The organism is Rhodococcus sp. OAS809 (genome assembly GCF_040546695.1).
Taxonomy (GTDB): domain Bacteria; phylum Actinomycetota; class Actinomycetes; order Mycobacteriales; family Mycobacteriaceae; genus Rhodococcus_F; species Rhodococcus_F qingshengii.
Genome location: NZ_JBEPOI010000002.1, coordinates 3,523,749 through 3,542,315, shown reverse-complemented (window position 1 = coordinate 3,542,315; position 18,567 = coordinate 3,523,749). Strand labels below are relative to the sequence as shown.

Genomic DNA, 18,567 nt, shown 5'->3' with positions numbered 1-18,567 from the left:
CGACCGCGCCGAGAACTCGAGAACGTTCGATCAAGGAGAACAACGATGACGCGATTGAAAGTGAACGGCAAGCGGGCCCGCCGGACCGGTGTGGTGGTGGCGTCCGTGGCGGTCCTCGGTATGGCAGTGGCGCCGGGAATCGCCTGGGCTTCCAACCCGATTTCCGACGGGTCACCGGTGGCGGTGCGGTCGATCGCGACCGCTCCAGCCGAGTTGGGTGTGGCTCCCGAAGTAGCGTGTGGTGTCGCGGCGCCGATTTCCGACGAGGAGCTGCAGAAGCTCATCGACGAGGGGAAGGTCGTGCGCGCGGAGGAGGCCGGTACGGCCGCAGTCACTATCGAAGTGCCGAGCGAAGCTGCGACATTCGTTGCGCGTGAAGGGGTGCCGGCGTTGCCGACCGTCGAATGGGCTCCGACGACCGAAGGTGTTCCGGCAGACGTGCTCGACATGGCCGGTGTCGCTCCGCTGGAGGAGGGTGTTGCCCTGTCATGCACGGTTGCCGCGGGCTGACGAGCGAAAAAAGCTCCGCATGAACCGCTTTGACCTGGAACGGTACGGCCGTACTCAACTGGGTCTGGAGGTTGGTCAAGCCTGTCGGTAGCACTTGCTACGTTCGGGGCGGTCTCGGCGAGCATGCCGGGGCCGTCGCCGACGGCGTCATGTGTGTGGTGTCTTGCAGAGGTGCGGTACGGCCTGATGCGGGGCGCGTTTCGAAAGGTGTTGTGTTTCATGGTCATGGGCCCCACCCACGCGATGTCCGGTGCTGCTGTGGGGTTGGTGGTTGCGGAGTTGTTGCCTCTCGACTGGGGAGGGCCCACATCCACTGCGGAAACTTTGACCTTTGCCGGGGTGTGCGCCGGAGCCGCCTTGCTTCCCGACCTCGATACCGGTCAGTCGACGGTTTCGCGATCATTCGGTCCGCTCAGCAAGGCTCTGGCCAAAGGCATCGACGCACTTTCGGTGACCTTCTACCGCATCACCAAAGGCAAGAAGGACGGCAAGCGTCGTGGTGGGCATCGGACGCTCACGCACACCGCGCTGTTCGCCGCCGGGTTGGGTGCCGGGGTCTCGGCGCTGGTTGTTCAGTTCGGGAAGCCAGCCATCATCATCACCCTGTTCTTCTGCCTCGGGTTGGCCATCCGTGGATTGGCGGGTGAATTGGCCAAGGAGAAGGGTTGGCTCGCGGTCTCCGCCGTTGCGTTGGTGCTCTCTGCCCTCACCTGGCAGTGGTATCCGAGTGAGGCCGGATCCACGGGGCTAGGTGTTGCGGTGGCACTGGGCTGCGCCACGCACTGTCTCGGCGATGCGATCACCAAGGAAGGGGTGCCGTTTCTCGCGCCCCTGATCCCACTCGGCGGCAAGCGATGGTGGGAACAACGGCTGCCGTCATTCCTGTCCATCCGTGCAGGTGGGAACCTAGAGAAGGTTCTGATCGGGCCGGCTCTGACGGTTCTGACTGCCTGGTTGATCATCAGTGCGTTCGACGGTGCCCCGGAAGCGATCTACGCGGTATTCGCTCCGATGGTGCAGTGAGCTTCGGAAAACTTTTATTACGGAACCACTGGCATCGTAATCATATTTGTTCTACGTTCGTCCCTGACATGAACCGAGTCGGCTGACGGAGTGAGCAGTGGTGCATCAAGCAGAGCGCATGGCAGAGCACAGCTCGAGCGAAGACGGAGTGAGCCGGCGCGGATTTCTCGCAGCGAGTGCCGGCGCAGCTGCTCTCGCGGGCATTTCCTGGGCGCCGGCGGGAGCAGTTCCCTGGGGTTCGGCATCGACCATCGCGCCACCGCCCGGATTTCCGTCGGACATTCCGTTGTCACAGCAGGCGTACGCGAACTGGTCGCGAGAAATCATGCTCGACAGCGTGTGGACGGCCGCGGCACGTCACAGCGACGACGTGGTCACCCTCGCCAACTGGGCGTTCGACAACGGGTACACAGTGCGTGCGAAGGGAACGATGCACGGGTGGAGCCCGTTGACGGTGGTGCCCGGCGCGCCTTCGGATCGAATTCTGCTGGTCGATACGATGGCCAACTTGAATTCGGTTGTGGTGCAGCACGGCACGCCCGCAACGGTCACGGCGGGCGCCGGCGCCAGTATCGAAGCGATTCTGACAGCGCTCGAGCGAGAAGGGCTCGGCTGGGCCAACTCTCCGGCGATCGGTGAGCTGTCCATCGCCGGCGCGCTGGCGATCGGTGCTCACGGGGCAACCTATCCGGCTGTGGGGGAGACGATCACCCCTGGTCAATCGTATGGTTCGCTGAGCAACCTGATCACCGAGATCACGGTGGTGGCGTGGGACGAAGGCATCAATCGGTACGCACTGAAGACATTTCACCGATCGGACGTCGAGAGCACCGCCTTCCTGACCCATCTGGGTCGAACCTTCGTCACCTCCGTGACGCTGCAAGCCGGGGAGAATTATCGGCTGCGGTGCCAGAGTTTCACCGACATTCCGTGGCAAGAACTCTTTGCTGCTCCCGGTTCGCCAGGGCGTACCTACGAGAGTTTCGTCGAGAAATCCGGACGGGTGGAAGCAATCTGGTTCCCGTTCACGCAAACACCGTGGCTCAAGGTCTGGACACCGACCCCGGTCAAACCGCCGGAGTCCCGAGAGGTGAGCGGACCGTACAACTACTTCTTCTCCGACGCGATTCCCGAAGAAGTCACCACCCCGTTGGGGATGGTGGCACAGGGTCTCCAAGCTGCGACACCGCTGTTCGGCGCCTCTCAGTTCGGCGCTGTAGCAGCAGGATTGGTGCTGACCGACACCGACGATCTCTGGGGCTGGTCGAAAGACGTTCTGTTCTACCTCCGGCGCACGACCTTGCGCGTCGTAGCCGGGGGCGGAGCCGTGATCACCAAGCGGTCCAACATCGGCCGAGTCGTCCACGAGATGACGAGTTGGCTGAACGAACGAATGACGCACTACGCGTCGCTGGGGCAGTATCCCGTCAACATGCCGTTCGAAGTGCGTCTCTGCGGTGTCGACGATGACGGCGAGGTGTTGGTCGACAGCGCCGGAGTGCCGGACCTGTCAGCGGTGCGGCCGCGGGCGGATCGTCAAGACTGGGACACAGCGATCTGGATGAACGTGGTCTCGATTCCCGGCACCGCGGGATTGCCTGCGTTCCTTCGCGAAATGGAACTGTGGATGGTCGCGAACTACTCCGGCGATTACGCGACCTTCCGTCCGGAGTGGTCCAAGGGGTGGGCATTCACCGATCAGGCGGCGTACCAGGACGACGAATTCCTCACCAGCACAGTGCCTGCCACCTTCCGTGCCGGTGGCGACGGGAATTGGGACTTCGCTCTCGCCACTCTCGACGAACACGACCCGCACCGCGTATTCAGCAATACGTTCCTCGACCGCGTATTGCCACCCAGCTGAATCTCCTACTGCGGAAGCGGTTTACGCCAACATACGTCGGTGACACGGATACGCTGATTGTTGTCGCCGTTCCAATCGACGCTCAGCCCCTGAGTTCGGAGTGCGTCGGCTACCTGGCGCCCGACGGTCTGATCGGTGTGCGCGATCATGTGTGCCTTGGCGGTTTCGTCGCCGCCGAAAGCAGCGGCGACCAGCGCGGGATCGAGATCGTGGGCCGGACGAAACGCACTGTAGGACAAGTAGAGATCGGACGGCTCGTCGCCGAGACGCTCCGCATCTTGCATGTGGAAGAACGTGTACGCCCACTGAACAAAGGGATACCCGTTCTCGTCGGGTTCGGACGGCGTGCGTTCGTCGTCGATTTCGGTAGTGCCGCACTGCATGCAGCAGGTGAAGTTCATCCGGGCCACGATGCCGTTGCGTTCGAGTTCGGCGAAGGCTGCGGAGAGGCGCTCGAAGTCTCCGGGAGCCGTCCACTGGGTCTGCTCCTCGACTCTTCGGTCCCAGACCTCACGCACTACTGCGTCGATCTGTCTGCCGAGTTCGTCGTTCTCGAAGCCGCCCTCGACACAGTCTCGGGCGGCTTCGCAGATTTCGTCGAACGTCGCGAAACCTGGGACTACCAGTTCGCGTGCTTGCTCACGTACGGCGACGATGTCGGCCTCACTGAGCCCCGGTGCTGACCGTGACTGTGCTGACCGTGACTGTGATGACCGTGACCAGGGCAATCGCATACCGGCACCGTACTGCACCGATCCGACCGTCAGGCGACGTCGGCTGCTGCTTTCGTTTCCTCCTCGTTTGACGGGGCGGGCTTGTTCGGGATGAGCGCCGTGGCGATCAGGCCCACCACGACAAATCCGGCCGCAAGGTATCCGCCGAGTGTGATGCCGTGAGTCATCGCAGATTGGGCAGCGTCGGCGACGAAGGCAGTGTTCGGTGAACCGGCCAGCGAGTCGATGGCGGCGCCTGCGCTGTCGGTGACTGCCCGCGTCAACTGATCAGCCTGAGCTTGGTCGACACCGGATCCGGTGAGGTCGTTGTTCAGCGTCGAATTGAGAGTGCTGAAGAAGACCGTGGTGAGGACAGCGATGCCCAGTGCGGATCCGAGTTGGCGGAACGCGCTCTGAATGCCGGAGCCTTGACCGGCGCTCTGCTCGGGAATCTCCTCGAGCACGACGTTGGTCACCTGGGCAGTCGCAAAACCGACGCCGATTCCGTAGAAGAACAGCACTGCGGCGATAGTCCACCAGGGGCTGTCTGTCGCAGCGATGAATCCGAGACCGGCGAGACCGAGTGCTTCGAGAGCCAGGCCGATACGGACCAAGCCCAACGGCGAGACCTTCGATGCCAGCCCGAAGCTCGCACCACTGGCGACAAAGCTGCCGATGGCAATGGGAACCAGTGCGAGCCCTGCCTGGAGTGCGCTGTATCCGAGCGTGAACTGGAGCCAGAGAGGAAGCACCGCAACGATTCCGAACTCGCCGAGTCCGATGATCAGCGTCGCGATGTTGCCGTTGCGGAACGACGAGATGGAGAACAACCGTACGTCCATCAGTGCCCGCGACGGATCGTCGCTGCGGGTGAGCATGGTTTGACGGTAGGCGAACGCACCGAGCGACAGAACGGCGAGAACCAGCGCCACCAGAACCGGCGACGGGCCGCTGGACCATGAAAGACCGAATAGATCGAAGGGTTCCTTCGTCGTCAGCCACCCGTACGTTCGTCCCTCGACGAGTCCGAAGGCCAGCAGGCCCAGGCCGGCGATGGACAGTGCCGCTCCGGTGGCGTCGACGCGCCCTGCGGTGCGCGTCGAGGGTGCGATGAACAGCACTGCGCCGATGAGAATGAGCGCAGCAAGCGGAATGTTGATCCCGAATGCCCAACGCCATGAGGCATGTTCGGCAAGCCAGCCGCCGAGCAATGGGCCGAGGGCGGATGCAGCGCCGATGGTGGAGCCCCAGACCGCGAAGGCCTGGCCGCGCGCCTTTCCGGTGAACATCGCGTTCAGAAGCGACAGTGACGTGGGCAGGATCATGGCCGCGCCGGCGCCCTGCAGGAATCGCGCCAGGATGAGCAGACCGCCGTTCGGTGCCAGTCCGGCCAGCAGGCTCGTCGTTCCGAACACGATGACACCGGCAATGAAGATGCGACGAGCGCCGACCAGATCGGCAACTCTGCCGACCAATAGCAGAAGTGCCGCGAACACGATTGCGTAGGACTCTTGGATCCATTGAGCCTGAACGGAATTGATCCCGAGATCTTCGATGATCGAGGGAACTATGACGTTGACGATCGTGGTGTCGACGACGATCAGTGCCACGCCGAGTGCAATGGCGATCAGGCCCAACCACTTGCGGGTGGTGGGTGAGATGTTCACGAATAAACCTCCATTGTGAAGTAACTTTACAATGAAGGTATATTTGAGGCGGTAAGTTGTCAACGTGCGCGCTGGGCTCGACCGGCCGCCGTCTGGCACAGGAAAGGTGGGATCACTGAGGTGGAGGCACCGCGCGACATCTCCGTGGAGCGGGAGCGGCTGATGGACGAATTCCGCGCGTACGGTGGCACGTTCACCGAATTCAGCCATCGATTCGCGTCGTGGCTCGGCCTGCATTCCACCGACGCGACTGCCTTGATGGAAATCACCGCTGCCGAGGAGAAGGGGACGCCGCTCTCACCCGCCCGCCTCGGAGAGCGGATCTCGCTGACGTCGGGTGCAACCACCGCGTTGCTCAACCGCCTGGAGAAGGCGGGACATATCGTCCGGACCCGAGAGAATGCCGACCGGCGAGTGGTCACGCTGCACAGCAGTGCGCATGTGCAGGACCTGGCGGACGAGTTCTTCGGGCCCCTTGCCGTGCGACTCGACGCCATGATGGCGAAGTACCCGCCCGAACTGCTCAGTCGATTCGAGGAATTTCTCGTCGACCTTCACTCGACGATGAACGAACACCTCGAGCAGGACAACCGCTGAACAAAAAACGCCGCTCGACTCCGGAGAGTCGGGCGGCGTTCTTTGTGCCGGTGACGGCTACTTGCCGAGCTTGGCTTGCAGGTCGTCGAGAACCAGGCCGGCACCTGTCGGGCCGAGGCCCAGGAACCAGGTCTCGTCGCTCACCTCGGTGGCGCGGCCTTCCTTGACTGCGTCCATGCTTGCCCACAGCGGGCCGGCAACAACGGTGGTCTGGCCCGTGTCGGCGGGATTTCCGTAGCTGGAGTAGAAGATTCGGTCACCCTCCGCCTCGGTGATCGTTTCGGGGCTGACCTCGACGGCCAGTTCGTCGATGTCCTGGATCGCCGGGCGGGGCAGGCCGACGTCCTTCAAGATGACGCCGATGAACGACAGATTGCCGTACAGGCGCAGCTTCCCGGACATGAAACGAACCAGTGAAACGGTCGGGGAGCCGTCGATCGACCCACGTACCTTGTCGGCGTGCTCATCTTGGTAGTCGTTGAGAACCTGCTCAGCCTTGGTCTCCTCGCCGAGTGCGTCACCGGCAAGGAGGAAGTTCTCCTTCCACGGAAAGCCGGGGCGGATGCTGAAGACCGTCGGAGCGATTGCCGCGAGTTGCGGGTAAAGCTTGTCCTGGCGCAGCTTGCTGCCGAGGATCAGATCGGGCTGCAGTGCGGTGATCGCCTCGAGGTTGAGGTTGTTGGTCGTGCCGACATCGGGGACACCGACCAACTTGTCCGCCAGGTACGACGGCTGACCGGCGGCGCTTTCCGGGCTGGCGATGCCGACCGGGGTGATCCCGAGCGAGAGAACCTCGTCGAGTTCACCGCTGTCGAGGACGACGACGCGGGTCGGCTTGGCCTCGAGGGTGGTCTCGCCCAGGGCATGGGTGATGGTGCGAGGGAACTCGCCTGGCGCGGCACCGCTGCCGAGCTTCGCGGTTTCCGTGTCGGCGGTGCTGAACAGCTTGCCGCCGGTCGCGACATCGGTGTTGCCGTTTGCGTTGCCGCCGGCGTCGGAAGAGCCGCAGGCCGTAGCGGCAAAAACAGTCGCCAAGGCAACCATGGCGACCCGGACCGACGTGCGGCTCCGGAGAGTGGTGCGTGAGTGCATTAGGCTACCCTACCTTTCGGCTATCGGGCTTGGTCAGGGAGGTATCCGCACCGTTGACGCCAGGTGAGCGGCGCGTCAGGTCTCGCTCAGCGGGACCGCTACGCAATTCGGACTACAGGGTGCGACCAACGTGTTAGCTTCGCGAAAGACCTGTACTGGTAAGCGAAGACGCGTGTAGTGAGGATTTCGATGACCCTGAACATTGCCGATCTGTTCGAGGCCGTTGCCGATGCGATCCCCGATCGAGTTCCCTTGATTCTGGAAGACGTGCGATTGAGCTACGCCGAACTCGAACTGCGATCGAACCGACTCGCTCATCACCTGCAGTCGGTGGGCGTCGAGCCTGGGCAGCACGTCGGTATTCACATGCGTAACTGCGTCGAGTACGTCGAAGCGCTCCTGGCTTGCTTGAAGATCAGAGCGGTACCGATCAACGTCAACTTCCGCTATACCGATGCAGAACTCCTGTACATCTACACCAACTCTCAAATGGTGGCACTGCTGGTCGAAGAGGAATTCGCGCCGACGGCATTGGCCGTGGTTCCGCAGTGTCCGGAGATCACCCACGTGTTGATCGTCGGCGAAGACTACGAGAACGCCCTTGCCGCGCAGACTGATACCCGCGACTTCGGCCCTCGCAGCAACGACGACCATTTCATCATCTACACCGGCGGCACAACCGGAATGCCCAAGGGTGTGGTGTGGCGGCACGAGGACTTCTTCTTTGCCGCGCTGTCCGGAGCGAACCTCAGCGGGCCGCCGCGTCGTAGCCTCGAAGAGGTTGTGGATGCAGCTGTAGCGAACACCAATCCAACTGTGCTGCTACTCATCCCGCCGCTCATGCATGGAGCCGCAATCTATTCACTGCTCACGGCATTCCTCATGGGAGCGCCCCGAGTGCTGACCCGCAGCTTCGATCCGATGGAAGTGTTGCGACTGGTCGAGGCCGAGAAGATCACCGGAATCACCGTCGTCGGCGACGCAATTGCTCGGCCGATCGCCGACGCCATCACCGCAAGCGAAGGGCGCTACGACCTTTCGACTCTCCAACTGATCGGGTCGGGTGGCGCATTGTTCTCGCCGAACCTGAAGGCAGAACTGACAACCCGACTACCGGGGTTGGTGATCAAGGATGCATTCGGTGCTTCGGAATCCGGCAACGACGGCGTCGTCGAATTCGGTGAGGACGGTTCCAAGCGAATTCGATCCAACCCCAACATGATTCTTGTCGACGACGAATTCCGTCGCATCGAACCAGGCTCGGACACAGTCGGTTTCATCGCCCGGGCCGGCCATGTTCCCGTTGCCTACTTCGGCGACCCGGCCAAGACTGCTGCAACTTTTCCCGTCGTCGACGGGGTTCGTCTGGCGGTGCTCGGGGACATGGGCACGATGGAAGCCGACGGAACCATCGTGCTGCTCGGGCGCGGTTCGATGTGCATCAACTCCGGCGGCGAGAAGGTCTACCCCGAAGAAGTGGAGCAGGCACTCAAAACTCACCCGGCAGTTTTCGACGCTTTGGTGGCGGGTGCGCCCGACACTCGATTCGGTGAGAAGGTCGCCGCGGTGGTGCAGGTTCGACCGGGATTCGAAGATGTTGCGACGGAATCATTGTCGGAGCATTGCCGCACCCACGTCGCCGGGTACAAGATCCCCCGCTCGATCGTGCTCGTACCAACCATCCTCCGCTCGCCCAGCGGTAAGGCCGACTACCGTTGGGCTCGCGAAACCGTAGCGGGAGCGTAAATCACCTTCCGGCACTTCGGACGACGCACCACTCGTTTCCCTCGGGATCCAGCAGCACCTGAAAGGCGCCGGCCGGGTCCTCCTGGACAGTGCCGACCCGAGTTGCGCCGAGGCGCTCGGCAGCTTCGGTCGCAGCGACGACGTCATCCACACTGACGTCGATGTGTAGACGATTCTTCGTCAGCTTGGATTCCGGTACACGTTGGAAGGCGAGGCGAGTCCATCCTGGAGGGTCGACAAACGCCCACTCCGCGCTCCGCTCCACCGGCTGCCCACCGAGGATTCCGGCCCAGAAGATCGCCAACTGGGCTGGTGCGGAGCAATCCACAACTACTTCATCGACCTGCCCGATCACCGGTTCACAGCTCCGCTGAATTCGGCTGTCACAGCTGCGCTCAATTCGGCTGTCACAGCTGCACTCAATTCGGCTGTCACAGCCAGGGCTCGATCGGCTTCTTCACCCACATGATCTTCTCGTCCGGATGCTCACGCCGAGCTTCGGGACGGTCTGGGTTGGCTGCTGCCCACACGGCTTTCTCGTCGAGCAGTCCGGCCGCGATCGTCCAGGTCTCCCGCGTGCTCGGCGGATTGGCGCCCGCCGCCCGCGCAAGCTTGCGCAGCCGATCGTCGGGCATGTCGAGCAACTCTGCACTACTGATATCGCGATCCCAGGCGAACTTGGCAAGACCGACAGCTTTCTCACGTCGGCTACGGCTCGCCATGTCGTTGTGCGCGAAGTCTGGTTCGGATGCCACGGCTTCACCTTATCGTCAACGAAATCGAGGCCCTCCCGCGTAAGCGGAAGGGCCTCGATTTCTGTTCTTCACTGTCGGGGTGGCGGGATTTGAACCCACGACCTCTTCGTCCCGAACGAAGCGCGCTACCAAGCTGCGCCACACCCCGTGTCGAACCTCGGTTAGCTTACATTACCGAGTCGACTGACATTAAATCCGCAGGTCAGTTGCGTAGAACCGACGCTGGAGACTCTGCGGAACTGTGTGCGGAGACATGTTCCGGTTCGCGCCTGGTCGCCGGAACCAAAGTCAGCAGAGTTGCCTCGGGGCGGCAGCAGAAGCGTGCCGGAGCCCACGGCGAAGTGCCGATGCCTGCTGAGACGTGCAGCTGGGTGTGTGCGCCCCACTTCGACGGTCCCTTGACCCGGGATCGGTCGATCTGGCAGTTGGTGACCAGCGCGCCGTAGAACGGAAGGCACAGCTGACCACCGTGCGTGTGGCCGGCGAGCACCAGGTCGTAGCCGTCGTCGGCGAACCGGTCGAGAACTCGAGGTTCGGGTGAGTGCGTCAGGCCGAGCTTGAGCTGGGCGACGGGATTGGGTGTTCCGGCGACGGTGTCGTAGCGATCGCGCTTCAGGTGCGGATCATCGACGCCGGCGGCAGCAATGCGAATACCGGCCACTTCGAGTTCGCGGCGCACGTGGGTCATGTCCAGCCATCCACGTTCGGTGAACGCGGCCCGCAGATCGCCCCAGGGGAGGGGATCCCCGGTGATGCGCTTGTCCTTGTTGAAGATGTAGCTCAGTGGATTCTTCGGTTTCGGAGCGAAGTAGTCGTTGCTGCCGAAGACGAACAGACCCGGCCGAGCCAACAGATCGCCGAGCGCCTGGACCACTGCCGGGACGCTGCGCTGATGCGACAAGTTGTCGCCGGTGTTGACCACGAGGTCGGGGTCGAGGCCTTCGAGCTCACGCAACCAATTCTGTTTCAACCGTTGGTTCGGCATCATGTGCAGGTCGCTGAGATGGAGGACCCGCAGCGACGACGAACCGGGCGCCAGGACTGGCATCGTCACCTCACGCAGTGCAAATGCATTGCGTTCGATGCCGGATGCGTACCCGATCCCTAGTGCAGCGGCGCCCGCGGCACCAAGTGCGGTGCGGGTCAGATTGGTGCGGAACTGGGAAGACACCTCTCAAGGATACGGGTGTGGCGTTCTTCTGCGTCGCTCTCGCTGTCTTTTGCAGCTATTCCACAGAGAATTGTGTCCGGGCGGAGGTAACTATCGGCACGCTCGAAACGCCGAGCGCGTAGCGTTTCCACCATGTCCGACACGACACCATCGCTCAAAGCCACCCTCCGAACCGACATGGTTGCATCCATGAAGGCGAAGGATCCGCTACGTACAGCCACCCTTCGGATGCTCATGGCAGCCATCCAGACCGAAGAGGTTGCCGGTAAGGAAGCACGGGTCCTCACCGACGAAGAAATCATCAAAGTCCTTGCAAAGGAATCGAAGAAGCGCGGCGAATCGGCCGAGATCTACACCGAGAACGGCCGCGGTGAACTTGCCGCGAAAGAGCGCGCCGAAGCTCAGATCATCGACGAGTACCTGCCGACGCCGTTGACCGACGCCGAACTCGTCGACGTCGTCGACACCGCCCTCGCTCAGGTGTCCGAGGAGCTCGGTGAGCGTCCGGGTATGCGTCAGATGGGCCAGGTCATCAAGGCCGCCAGCGCGCTGGCCAAGGGCAAGGCCGATGGCGCACGTATCTCTGCAGCAGTGAAGTCCCGCCTGTAGAAGCGCGCCACCGGAAACCGAAAACGGCCGCGAACTCCGAGTCACTCGGAAATCGCGGCCGTTCTTGTTTTCAGAGCCGTCAGTTTTCAGGGCCGTCAGTTCGGTGGGGTCCCCGCAGGCGGTGCGGGTTCGCCTCCCGGCGGAGTCGCATCCGGGGGAGTCGCGCCCGGTGCCGGAGCCGCGGGGGATGCGGGTGCTGCCGGAGCCCTCACGGAGCCGTCACTGATGTAGATCGTGACGGTCGAACCCGGGATCGCGGACCCGGACGGCGAAACTCCGGTGACCGTTCCCGCCCGTGCTCCGGACGCCGTGGTCACGGAATTGACCGTGAAGCCGGACGCCTGCAACCTCGACGTCGCCGCCGACTGGCTCAGGCCGACAACCTCGGGAACCTGGCCGTTCTGCGATCCCCGTGCGTACTTCTCGTCGATCGGGGGCAGCGAAGTGGGCCCGAAGTTGTTGGCGACCGGGTTCATTGCCGCGAACCAGGATCTCGCCGGTTCGGTACCGCCGTACAGGTTGCCGCTGTAGCAGGGGCGTAGCGGGCTCGAGCAGATCTCGCCGGGCGTCGGGGAGTCGCCGAAGATGTAGACGGCCGCAGCGAGGTTGTTGGTGAAGCCGAGGAACGCCGAGGACTTGTGGGTCTCGGTGGTACCCGTCTTGCCCGACATCGGCAGGCTCCATCCGGCGCTGCTCGCGGCACCGGCAGACGTACCGGCGCCGACGTCGTCACGGCTCATGGCGTTGGCCAGTGTGTCTGCCAAGCCGGGCTCGACGACCTGCTCACAGCCCTGCTCGGTGACGGCCACCGGCTTGCCGTAGCGGTCGAAGACCGAATCGATGGGACTCGGCGGGCACCACTTGCCGTGCGAGGCGAGAGTGGCCGCGACGTTGGAGAGTTCGAGCGGGTTGATCCAGGTGGGGCCGAGGGTGAACGAACCGAGGTTTTGTTCCTTCTGGAAGTCGGCCATGCTGCGCTCGTCGAAGCCCGAGGTGTTGGGATCGGCGTACGAGCGCATGCCGAGACGGACAGCCATGTCGACGGTCGGCGTGACGCCGGTCGCCTCGATGAGCTTGACGAAAGCGGTGTTTGGGGACTGTGCCAGGGCGTCGGTCACGGACAGCGTCGGCGGATAGTTACCGGCGTTCTCCACGCAGTACGTCGAGACCGGGCAGCCTGCCGCACCACCGCTACCCATGCCCTTGGCTTCGAAGCGCTTGGGCACGTCGAGGGTCGCGTTGATGCCGAGGCCCTTCTCCATCGCCGCAGCGGTCGTGAAGATCTTGAAGACGGAACCCGCACCGTCACCGGCAAGGGAGTACGGCTGCGCCTGGACGGTTTCGTCGGCGTCGGCATTGAGTCCGTACGTGCGACTGCTGGCCATCGCGATGACCTTGTGTGAATCCTGGCCCGGCCTGATCACGTTCATCACGTTCGCGATGCCGTCGAGGTTGGCGCTCGCGTTCGCGTTCAGTCCGGCCTTGGTGGACGCCTGGACCTGCGGATCGAGAGTGGTCTTGATGAGGTAACCACCCTCGTTGATCTGGTCGCGGGTGATTCCGGCATCCGAGAGGTACTTCAGTGCGTAATCACAGAAGAATCCGCGATCGCCTGCAGCGATGCAGCCGCGCGGCAAGTTGTTGGGGGTTTCGAGGACGCCGAGGGGCTCTTCCTTGGCTGCACGGAACTCGTCGGCACGATCCGGAATGTTCGTGATCATGGTGTCGAGCACGGTGTTACGACGCTCGGTCACGCCCTCGACGTTCGTGTACGGGTTCAGCGCGGAGCTGGACTGAACCATGCCGGCCAGCATCGCGGACTGCGGAACGGTCAGATCTGCGGCGTCGACGCCAAAGTAGGTCTGAGCCGCGTCCTGAATGCCGAAGGATCCGTTGCCGAAAGGTACGAGGTTGAGGTACCGGGTGAGGATCTCGTCTTTCGTGAGTTCCTTGTCCAGCGTCAGCGCCATCCGGATCTCGCGGATCTTTCGGGCCGGGGTGGTCTCGATGGCAGCGCGGCGCTCGGCATCCGTCTTGGCCACGACCAACAGTTGGTAGTTCTTCACATACTGCTGATCGAGTGTCGACGCGCCCTGCTGCACTTCACCGGTCGTCGTGTTGGTGAGGAAGGCGCGCAGCGTTCCCTGCCAGTCGACGCCCTTGTGGTCGGGGAACCGGCGGTCCTCGATGGAGACGATCGCCAACTTCATGTTGTTGGAGATCTTCTCGCTCGGGACTTCGAAGCGTCGTTGGTCGTACAGCCAGGCAATGGGATTGCCTGCCGCATCGACCATGGTGGACACCGCGGGGACCGTGCCTTCGACCAGTTCGGCCGAGACGTTGTCGACGGTATCGGCAGCGCGATTGGACGCGAATCCGAATCCGCCGGCCACCGGGAACATCACCCCTGCGACCAGGACACCCGCCAATGCGGAGCTTCCGGCGAGCTTCGCCACTGTTTTTGCAATCGACACGATCTACAGAGTACGTGTGCCCACCCATTGGAACCGGTTTCAGTGTTTTGCGGGTGTTCAAAACCTCCTGAACACGCGCTTTGTACTGCCGTACCAAAAAATGCTCCCGACCGTCTTGCGTTAGGGGCGTTCTTTACCTAAATTGTGATCAGTGTGATCGACGTAACACTCGATCACGAATGTGTCTCAGCTTTCACGTGCTACCGCGAGACGGCTGAGATGGTGCGCTGCTCGCCTCATGGCGACGGTCAGACTTTGTAGAGGGGACCCAGAATGTACACAGCCACCCCGAGTAGCCGTTTGGACATCGAGCAGGCCGAGGCACGAATTGCCTGGGTAACTCAGGCGCGATGCCGCGAGGTCGATCCCGACCAACTTTTTGTTCGTGGCGCCGCACAGCGCAAGGCAGCCACCATCTGCCGTCACTGCCCGGTCCTCATGCAGTGCGGAGCAGATGCTCTCGACAACCGTGTCGAGTTCGGTGTGTGGGGCGGAATGACCGAACGTCAGCGCCGTGCACTGCTCAAGCAGCACCCCGACGTCGACTCCTGGTCCGAGTTCTTCGAAGACCAGCGCCAGCATCACTCAGCAGTCTGATCCAGGTCGATCGGGGGATCAGCCCTTACGAGTGAGCTGATCTCCCACCGCGCGCAGCGCCTCGAGGTCCGAGACCTCGAACGGTAGCGACGGAACACCGATCAGCGGCACCCTCGGGTGAGCTGCGGTGAATCGACTCAGCAAGGCGATTTCTCGCTTCGCGATCACTGCCCGATGGGCATGGATGCGGAGAACGGCTGCGGTGAGGGCCTCGGCCTCGGTCGCATTTTCCTTCGCTTCCAGTTTGTCGGCGGCGGTCACCGCATGATCGGCAGGCAGAGCCGTCAACGTCGGGTGAGTGCGGTTGAGAACCAGACCGGCCAACGGCATCGAGTCACCCGCAAGGCGATCGACGAAGAACGCCGCCTCACGGAGAGCGTCGGGCTCGGCCGCTGCGATCACCAGGAAATGAGTCCCCGGCTGACGCAGCAACTCGTAGGTCTTCGTGGCGCGTTCACGGAAACCGCCGAACATCGAGTCGAGCGACTGCACGAATGCCGATGCATCCGAAAGCATTTGGCTTCCCACGATGGTCGAGACACCCTTCAGGGCCAATCCCATCGCGCCGGCCACGAGCCTGGTCAGGCCACGGCCGGGTGCCGAGAGCAGCCGGATCATCCGTCCGTCGAGGAATGTTCCGAGCCTCTGTGGAGCGTCGAGGAAGTCGAGCGCATTGCGCGACGGCGGGGTATCGACGATCACCAGATCCCACGCGTCGTTCGACGCCAGCTGCCCCAACTTCTCCATCGCCATGTACTCCTGCGTTCCGGAGAACGATGTGGCAACGGTTTGGTAAAAGGGATTCGCCAGGATCTGCTCGGCCTTCTCAGGGCTCGAATGCTCGATGACCATCTCGTCGAAAGTCCGACGCATGTTCAGCATCATCGCGTGGAGTTCGCCCGTGGCCTCGGGACCCAGCTTCACCGGCTGCGGAGTGTTGTCGAGTTCGGCCACACCCAAGGCCTGTGCGAGGCGACGGGCCGGATCGATGGTGAGGACGACTACGCGTCGGCCCTCTTCGGCTGCCCGCAACGCCAGCGACGCAGCCGTCGTGGTCTTGCCGACGCCACCTGCGCCGCAACACACCACGATCCGGGCCGTCGGGTCCTTGATGATCGCCGAAATATCGAGGGCAGGAGCTGCGCGTCGGCCGGTCCTGGAACTGCCGACCGTCACGTTCTCGGTGGTCTCGGTCATCACACGCCCTGTTCCGTGAGGTATTCGGCCAGCTCGTAGAGCCCACCGAGATCGACGCCGTCGGCGAGTGCGGGAAGTTGCACCCGCGCGCCGTCGATCTCGCGGAGCTTCTCCGCACTGGATTCTTGAGCTTCGAGCACCGACGCGTGCTCGATCGTCTCGGTGAGCAGGCCGGCGAAGTCGTCGTCGGACAGATCGATGCCGACATCGGAGAGCGTCGACCGGATCGAAGCTGCATCGATGTTGCCGGCTGCAGCACCGGAGAGTTGGTCTTCGGGCAAGAACCTCGGGCTGGCGCGGTTGACGATGATGGCACCGAGGTTGAGGTCGTCACGCGCCAGTTCTGCGGCGGCGTCGGCGGTTTCCTGAACGGGCAGCGCTTCGAGAAGCGCAACAAGATGTACGACGGTCTCCGGCGAGTGCAGCAGCCGAACGACGCCTTCACTCTGCGAATGCACCGGGCCGCCCTTGGCGAGGTCGGCCATCGCCTTGGTGACGTCGAGGAAGCTGCCGATCCGCCCGGTCGGGGGAGCATCGACGACAACGGCGTCGTACACGCGTTTGCCGGTTCGATCGGTGCGGATGACGCACTCCTTGATCTTGCCGGTGAGCAGAACGTCGCGAAGGCCTGGAGCGATTGTGGTGGCGAATTCGATGGCGCCGAACTTACGCATCGCCCGGCCGGCGAAGCCGAGGTTGTAGAACATTTCGAGGTATTCGAGGAACGCGGTCTCGATGTCGACGGCCAGAGCCATCACTTCACCGCCACCTTCGGCGGCCGCGACCTTGGTCTCCTGCGGTGGAAGCGGTGGTACGTCGAAGAGCTGCGCGATTCCCTGGCGGCCCTCGACCTCCACGAGGAGAACGCGCTTGCCGCCTTCGGCCAACGCGAGCGCCAACGCGGCGGCAACCGTGGACTTACCGGTTCCGCCTTTACCTGACACAAAGTGCAGGCGGGCCTTCGTCGCAGACTCGGGCCAGGTCCTGCTCAGCTCATCTTGGGATGCAACCACACCGCGAGCCTATAAGTCTGGGGCCGAAGATGTACGCGGGATAGGCTCACCGCATGAGCGAAATAACTTCCTGGGAATACACCGTGACTCCGTTGCTGGTCCACAATCCGAAGGCAATTCTCGACAACTGGGGTGTCGACGGCTGGGAACTCGTCGCCGTCCTGCCGAGCGCGTCGGGCGAGCAGCACGTCGCGTACATGAAGCGTCCGAAGGGCTGAATCACATGGCAGAGGCAACACAGACCTGGTCGGAGCGTCTCGCCGAACTGGGCATTGCACTTCCCGCCGTCGCGGCACCCGTCGCTGCTTACGTTCCCGCGGTTCGCAGCGGCAACCACGTGTACACGTCGGGTCAGCTCCCGTTCGTCGACGGAAAACTGGCGCTGACCGGCAAGCTCGGCGCGGGCGTGTCGGATGAGGACGCCAAGGCCGCGGCTCGCACCTGCGCGCTCAACGCTCTTGCTGCCATCGACGCCCTGGTCGGCATCGACAACGTCGTTCGCGTCGTCAAGGTTGTCGGCTTCGTGGCATCCGCCGAAGGATTCACCGGCCAGCCCGGCGTGATCAACGGCGCATCCGAGTTCCTCGGCGAGGTGCTCGGCGACGCCGGTATCCACGCCCGTTCGGCAGTCGGCGTGGCAGAACTTCCCCTCGGCTCACCCGTCGAGGTGGAACTGATCGTCGAAGTTCGCTGATGTCGACGGTCCATCCCGCCTACGCGCAGCTACGCCGCGTCACCGACATCGCTTCGGTCTTGCTCGAGAACAACCCGGGCATGATGACGCTGGACGGTACGAACACTTGGATTCTGCATGCTCCGGGCAGCGTCGAGTGTGTTGTCGTCGATCCAGGCGACAACGACGAGGAACACCTGCAACGTGTCGCTGGTATCGGTCCGGTAGCGCTGACCTTGATCACGCACCGGCACTACGACCACACCGGCGGGGTGGACCGTTTCCACGAATTGACTTCGGCTCCAGTGCGTTCCGTCGACCCTACTTTTCTTCGCGGGGGCGCTTCGGCGCTTGTCGACGGTGAAGTGATCGAGGTAGCGGGCCTGAAGTTGCGGATCCTCGCGACGCCGGGCCATACCGCGGATTCGGTGTCGATAGTCATCGAGAACGATGCGAGCGTGCTGACGGGCGACACCATTCTCGGCCGCGGCACGGCAGTTCTCGACGACTCCGACGGCGATCTGGGGGACTACCTCACCTCGCTGCGATCGCTGGCCGCACTCGGCGAAGGACTGACGGTTCTTCCCGGGCACGGTCCGGACCTACCCGATCTGCAGGCGATTTCGCAGCAGTACCTCGCCCACCGCGAGGAGCGTCTGGATCAGGTGCGGGCTGCTCTGTCGACGTTGGGCGAGTCGGCCTCGGTGCGCGACGTAGTCGAGCACGTCTACTCCGACGTCGACCCGAAGCTGTGGCCGGTCGCGGAGAAATCCGTCAACGTGCAGTTGGCGTATCTGCGACGCTGAGGCGCTCGGCGCCGACACGAAGAGCTGAGTTGTGTGGCCGAACTGCCGCCATCTATGCCG

The 18,567-nt window shown here is 63.1% G+C and carries 19 protein-coding genes and 1 tRNA gene; 10 read left to right on the top strand and 10 right to left on the bottom strand.

Going from position 1 to position 18,567, the window contains the following annotated elements; all coding sequences use genetic code 11:
• The first annotated feature begins 45 nt into the window (after nucleotides 1-45).
• The 3 genes from ABIE52_RS19600 to ABIE52_RS19590 all read left to right on the top strand — a co-directional run bounded on the left by ABIE52_RS19600 (nucleotide 46) and on the right by ABIE52_RS19590 (nucleotide 3,397).
• Nucleotides 46-510, top strand: a complete 465-nt coding sequence (locus ABIE52_RS19600; RefSeq protein WP_149357825.1) for a light harvesting protein subunit alpha — start codon at nucleotides 46-48, stop codon at nucleotides 508-510.
• A 219-nt stretch (nucleotides 511-729) separates the two neighbouring features.
• Entirely contained in the window at nucleotides 730-1,533 is an 804-nt protein-coding gene (locus ABIE52_RS19595) for a metal-dependent hydrolase (RefSeq protein ID WP_064689102.1), read from the top strand.
• Between the two features lie 118 nt (nucleotides 1,534-1,651).
• Nucleotides 1,652-3,397, top strand: coding sequence for a cholesterol oxidase substrate-binding domain-containing protein (locus ABIE52_RS19590; protein ID WP_257217846.1), 1,746 nt, complete (start codon nucleotides 1,652-1,654; stop codon nucleotides 3,395-3,397).
• A 5-nt stretch (nucleotides 3,398-3,402) separates the two neighbouring features.
• Here ABIE52_RS19590 and ABIE52_RS19585 read toward each other — a convergent pair whose 3' ends face one another.
• Together ABIE52_RS19585 and ABIE52_RS19580 are read right to left on the bottom strand one after the other, a co-directional pair.
• Nucleotides 3,403-4,131, bottom strand: coding sequence for a DUF6891 domain-containing protein (locus ABIE52_RS19585; RefSeq protein WP_257217845.1), 729 nt, complete (start codon nucleotides 4,129-4,131; stop codon nucleotides 3,403-3,405).
• A gap of 29 nt (nucleotides 4,132-4,160) precedes the next feature.
• Complete coding sequence (locus ABIE52_RS19580; RefSeq protein WP_192712905.1) at nucleotides 4,161-5,777, bottom strand: DHA2 family efflux MFS transporter permease subunit; 1,617 nt, start codon at nucleotides 5,775-5,777, stop codon at nucleotides 4,161-4,163.
• 120 nt (nucleotides 5,778-5,897) lie between these two features.
• On the opposite strand from ABIE52_RS19580, the gene ABIE52_RS19575 reads away from it, so the two are divergent.
• Nucleotides 5,898-6,374, top strand: coding sequence for a MarR family winged helix-turn-helix transcriptional regulator (locus tag ABIE52_RS19575; protein WP_003943458.1), 477 nt, complete (start codon nucleotides 5,898-5,900; stop codon nucleotides 6,372-6,374).
• Between the two features lie 57 nt (nucleotides 6,375-6,431).
• Here ABIE52_RS19575 and ABIE52_RS19570 read toward each other — a convergent pair whose 3' ends face one another.
• The gene (locus ABIE52_RS19570; RefSeq protein ID WP_354541522.1) at nucleotides 6,432-7,466 is read right to left on the bottom strand and encodes an ABC transporter substrate-binding protein; all 1,035 of its coding nucleotides are present in this window, start codon (nucleotides 7,464-7,466) and stop codon (nucleotides 6,432-6,434) included.
• Between the two features lie 189 nt (nucleotides 7,467-7,655).
• Here ABIE52_RS19570 and ABIE52_RS19565 point away from each other — a divergent pair, with 189 nt between their 5' ends.
• Nucleotides 7,656-9,212: an acyl-CoA synthetase gene (locus ABIE52_RS19565; RefSeq protein WP_007732369.1), complete on the top strand. Its 1,557-nt coding sequence runs from the start codon at nucleotides 7,656-7,658 to the stop codon at nucleotides 9,210-9,212.
• Between the two features lies 1 nt (nucleotide 9,213).
• On the opposite strand, the gene ABIE52_RS19560 is transcribed toward ABIE52_RS19565, so the two are convergent.
• The 4 genes from ABIE52_RS19560 to ABIE52_RS19545 form a co-directional block, all read right to left on the bottom strand.
• Nucleotides 9,214-9,567, bottom strand: coding sequence for a VOC family protein (locus tag ABIE52_RS19560; RefSeq protein ID WP_192712907.1), 354 nt, complete (start codon nucleotides 9,565-9,567; stop codon nucleotides 9,214-9,216).
• Nucleotides 9,568-9,643: 76 nt separating this feature from the next.
• Nucleotides 9,644-9,967 (bottom strand): hypothetical protein, encoded by a 324-nt coding sequence (locus ABIE52_RS19555; protein WP_003943496.1) that lies wholly within the window; start codon nucleotides 9,965-9,967, stop codon nucleotides 9,644-9,646.
• Between the two features lie 74 nt (nucleotides 9,968-10,041).
• Nucleotides 10,042-10,115: transfer RNA gene (locus tag ABIE52_RS19550), tRNA-Pro, on the bottom strand.
• Between the two features lie 54 nt (nucleotides 10,116-10,169).
• Nucleotides 10,170-11,138 carry a metallophosphoesterase gene (locus ABIE52_RS19545; RefSeq protein ID WP_003943461.1) on the bottom strand — a complete coding sequence of 323 codons (969 nt, stop codon included), beginning with the start codon at nucleotides 11,136-11,138 and terminating at the stop codon, nucleotides 10,170-10,172.
• 132 nt (nucleotides 11,139-11,270) lie between these two features.
• On the opposite strand from ABIE52_RS19545, the gene ABIE52_RS19540 reads away from it, so the two are divergent.
• Nucleotides 11,271-11,747, top strand: coding sequence for a GatB/YqeY domain-containing protein (locus tag ABIE52_RS19540; protein WP_003943491.1), 477 nt, complete (start codon nucleotides 11,271-11,273; stop codon nucleotides 11,745-11,747).
• 95 nt (nucleotides 11,748-11,842) lie between these two features.
• Here the strand turns inward: ABIE52_RS19540 and ABIE52_RS19535 are convergent, their stop codons facing one another.
• Nucleotides 11,843-14,203: a penicillin-binding protein gene (locus ABIE52_RS19535; protein ID WP_047270021.1), complete on the bottom strand. Its 2,361-nt coding sequence runs from the start codon at nucleotides 14,201-14,203 to the stop codon at nucleotides 11,843-11,845.
• 291 nt (nucleotides 14,204-14,494) lie between these two features.
• Between ABIE52_RS19535 and ABIE52_RS19530 the strand changes: the two genes are divergently transcribed.
• A complete protein-coding gene (locus ABIE52_RS19530) occupies nucleotides 14,495-14,818 on the top strand; it encodes a WhiB family transcriptional regulator (RefSeq protein WP_007732375.1) in 324 nt (107 codons plus the stop codon).
• A gap of 18 nt (nucleotides 14,819-14,836) precedes the next feature.
• Here ABIE52_RS19530 and bagB read toward each other — a convergent pair whose 3' ends face one another.
• Together bagB and bagA are read right to left on the bottom strand one after the other, a co-directional pair.
• Complete coding sequence (gene bagB / locus ABIE52_RS19525; protein WP_007732380.1) at nucleotides 14,837-16,015, bottom strand: ATPase BagB; 1,179 nt, start codon at nucleotides 16,013-16,015, stop codon at nucleotides 14,837-14,839.
• Entirely contained in the window at nucleotides 16,015-17,028 is a 1,014-nt protein-coding gene (gene bagA / locus ABIE52_RS19520) for an ATPase BagA (protein WP_037130910.1), read from the bottom strand. Before bagA ends, bagB begins: the two co-directional genes overlap by 1 nt.
• 53 nt (nucleotides 17,029-17,081) lie before the next feature.
• On the opposite strand from bagA, the gene sp36 reads away from it, so the two are divergent.
• The 3 genes from sp36 to ABIE52_RS19505 are packed head-to-tail and all read left to right on the top strand — an operon-like array spanning nucleotide 17,082 to nucleotide 18,507.
• Entirely contained in the window at nucleotides 17,082-17,246 is a 165-nt protein-coding gene (gene sp36 / locus ABIE52_RS19515) for a Sp36 family protein (protein ID WP_003943454.1), read from the top strand.
• Between the two features lie 5 nt (nucleotides 17,247-17,251).
• On the top strand, nucleotides 17,252-17,722 hold the full coding sequence (locus tag ABIE52_RS19510) for a RidA family protein (protein WP_003943508.1): 471 nt from the start codon (nucleotides 17,252-17,254) through the stop codon (nucleotides 17,720-17,722).
• Nucleotides 17,722-18,507 carry an MBL fold metallo-hydrolase gene (locus tag ABIE52_RS19505; protein WP_007732381.1) on the top strand — a complete coding sequence of 262 codons (786 nt, stop codon included), beginning with the start codon at nucleotides 17,722-17,724 and terminating at the stop codon, nucleotides 18,505-18,507. The genes ABIE52_RS19510 and ABIE52_RS19505 overlap by 1 nt, the downstream gene beginning before the upstream one ends.
• Nucleotides 18,508-18,567: the final 60 nt, after the last annotated feature.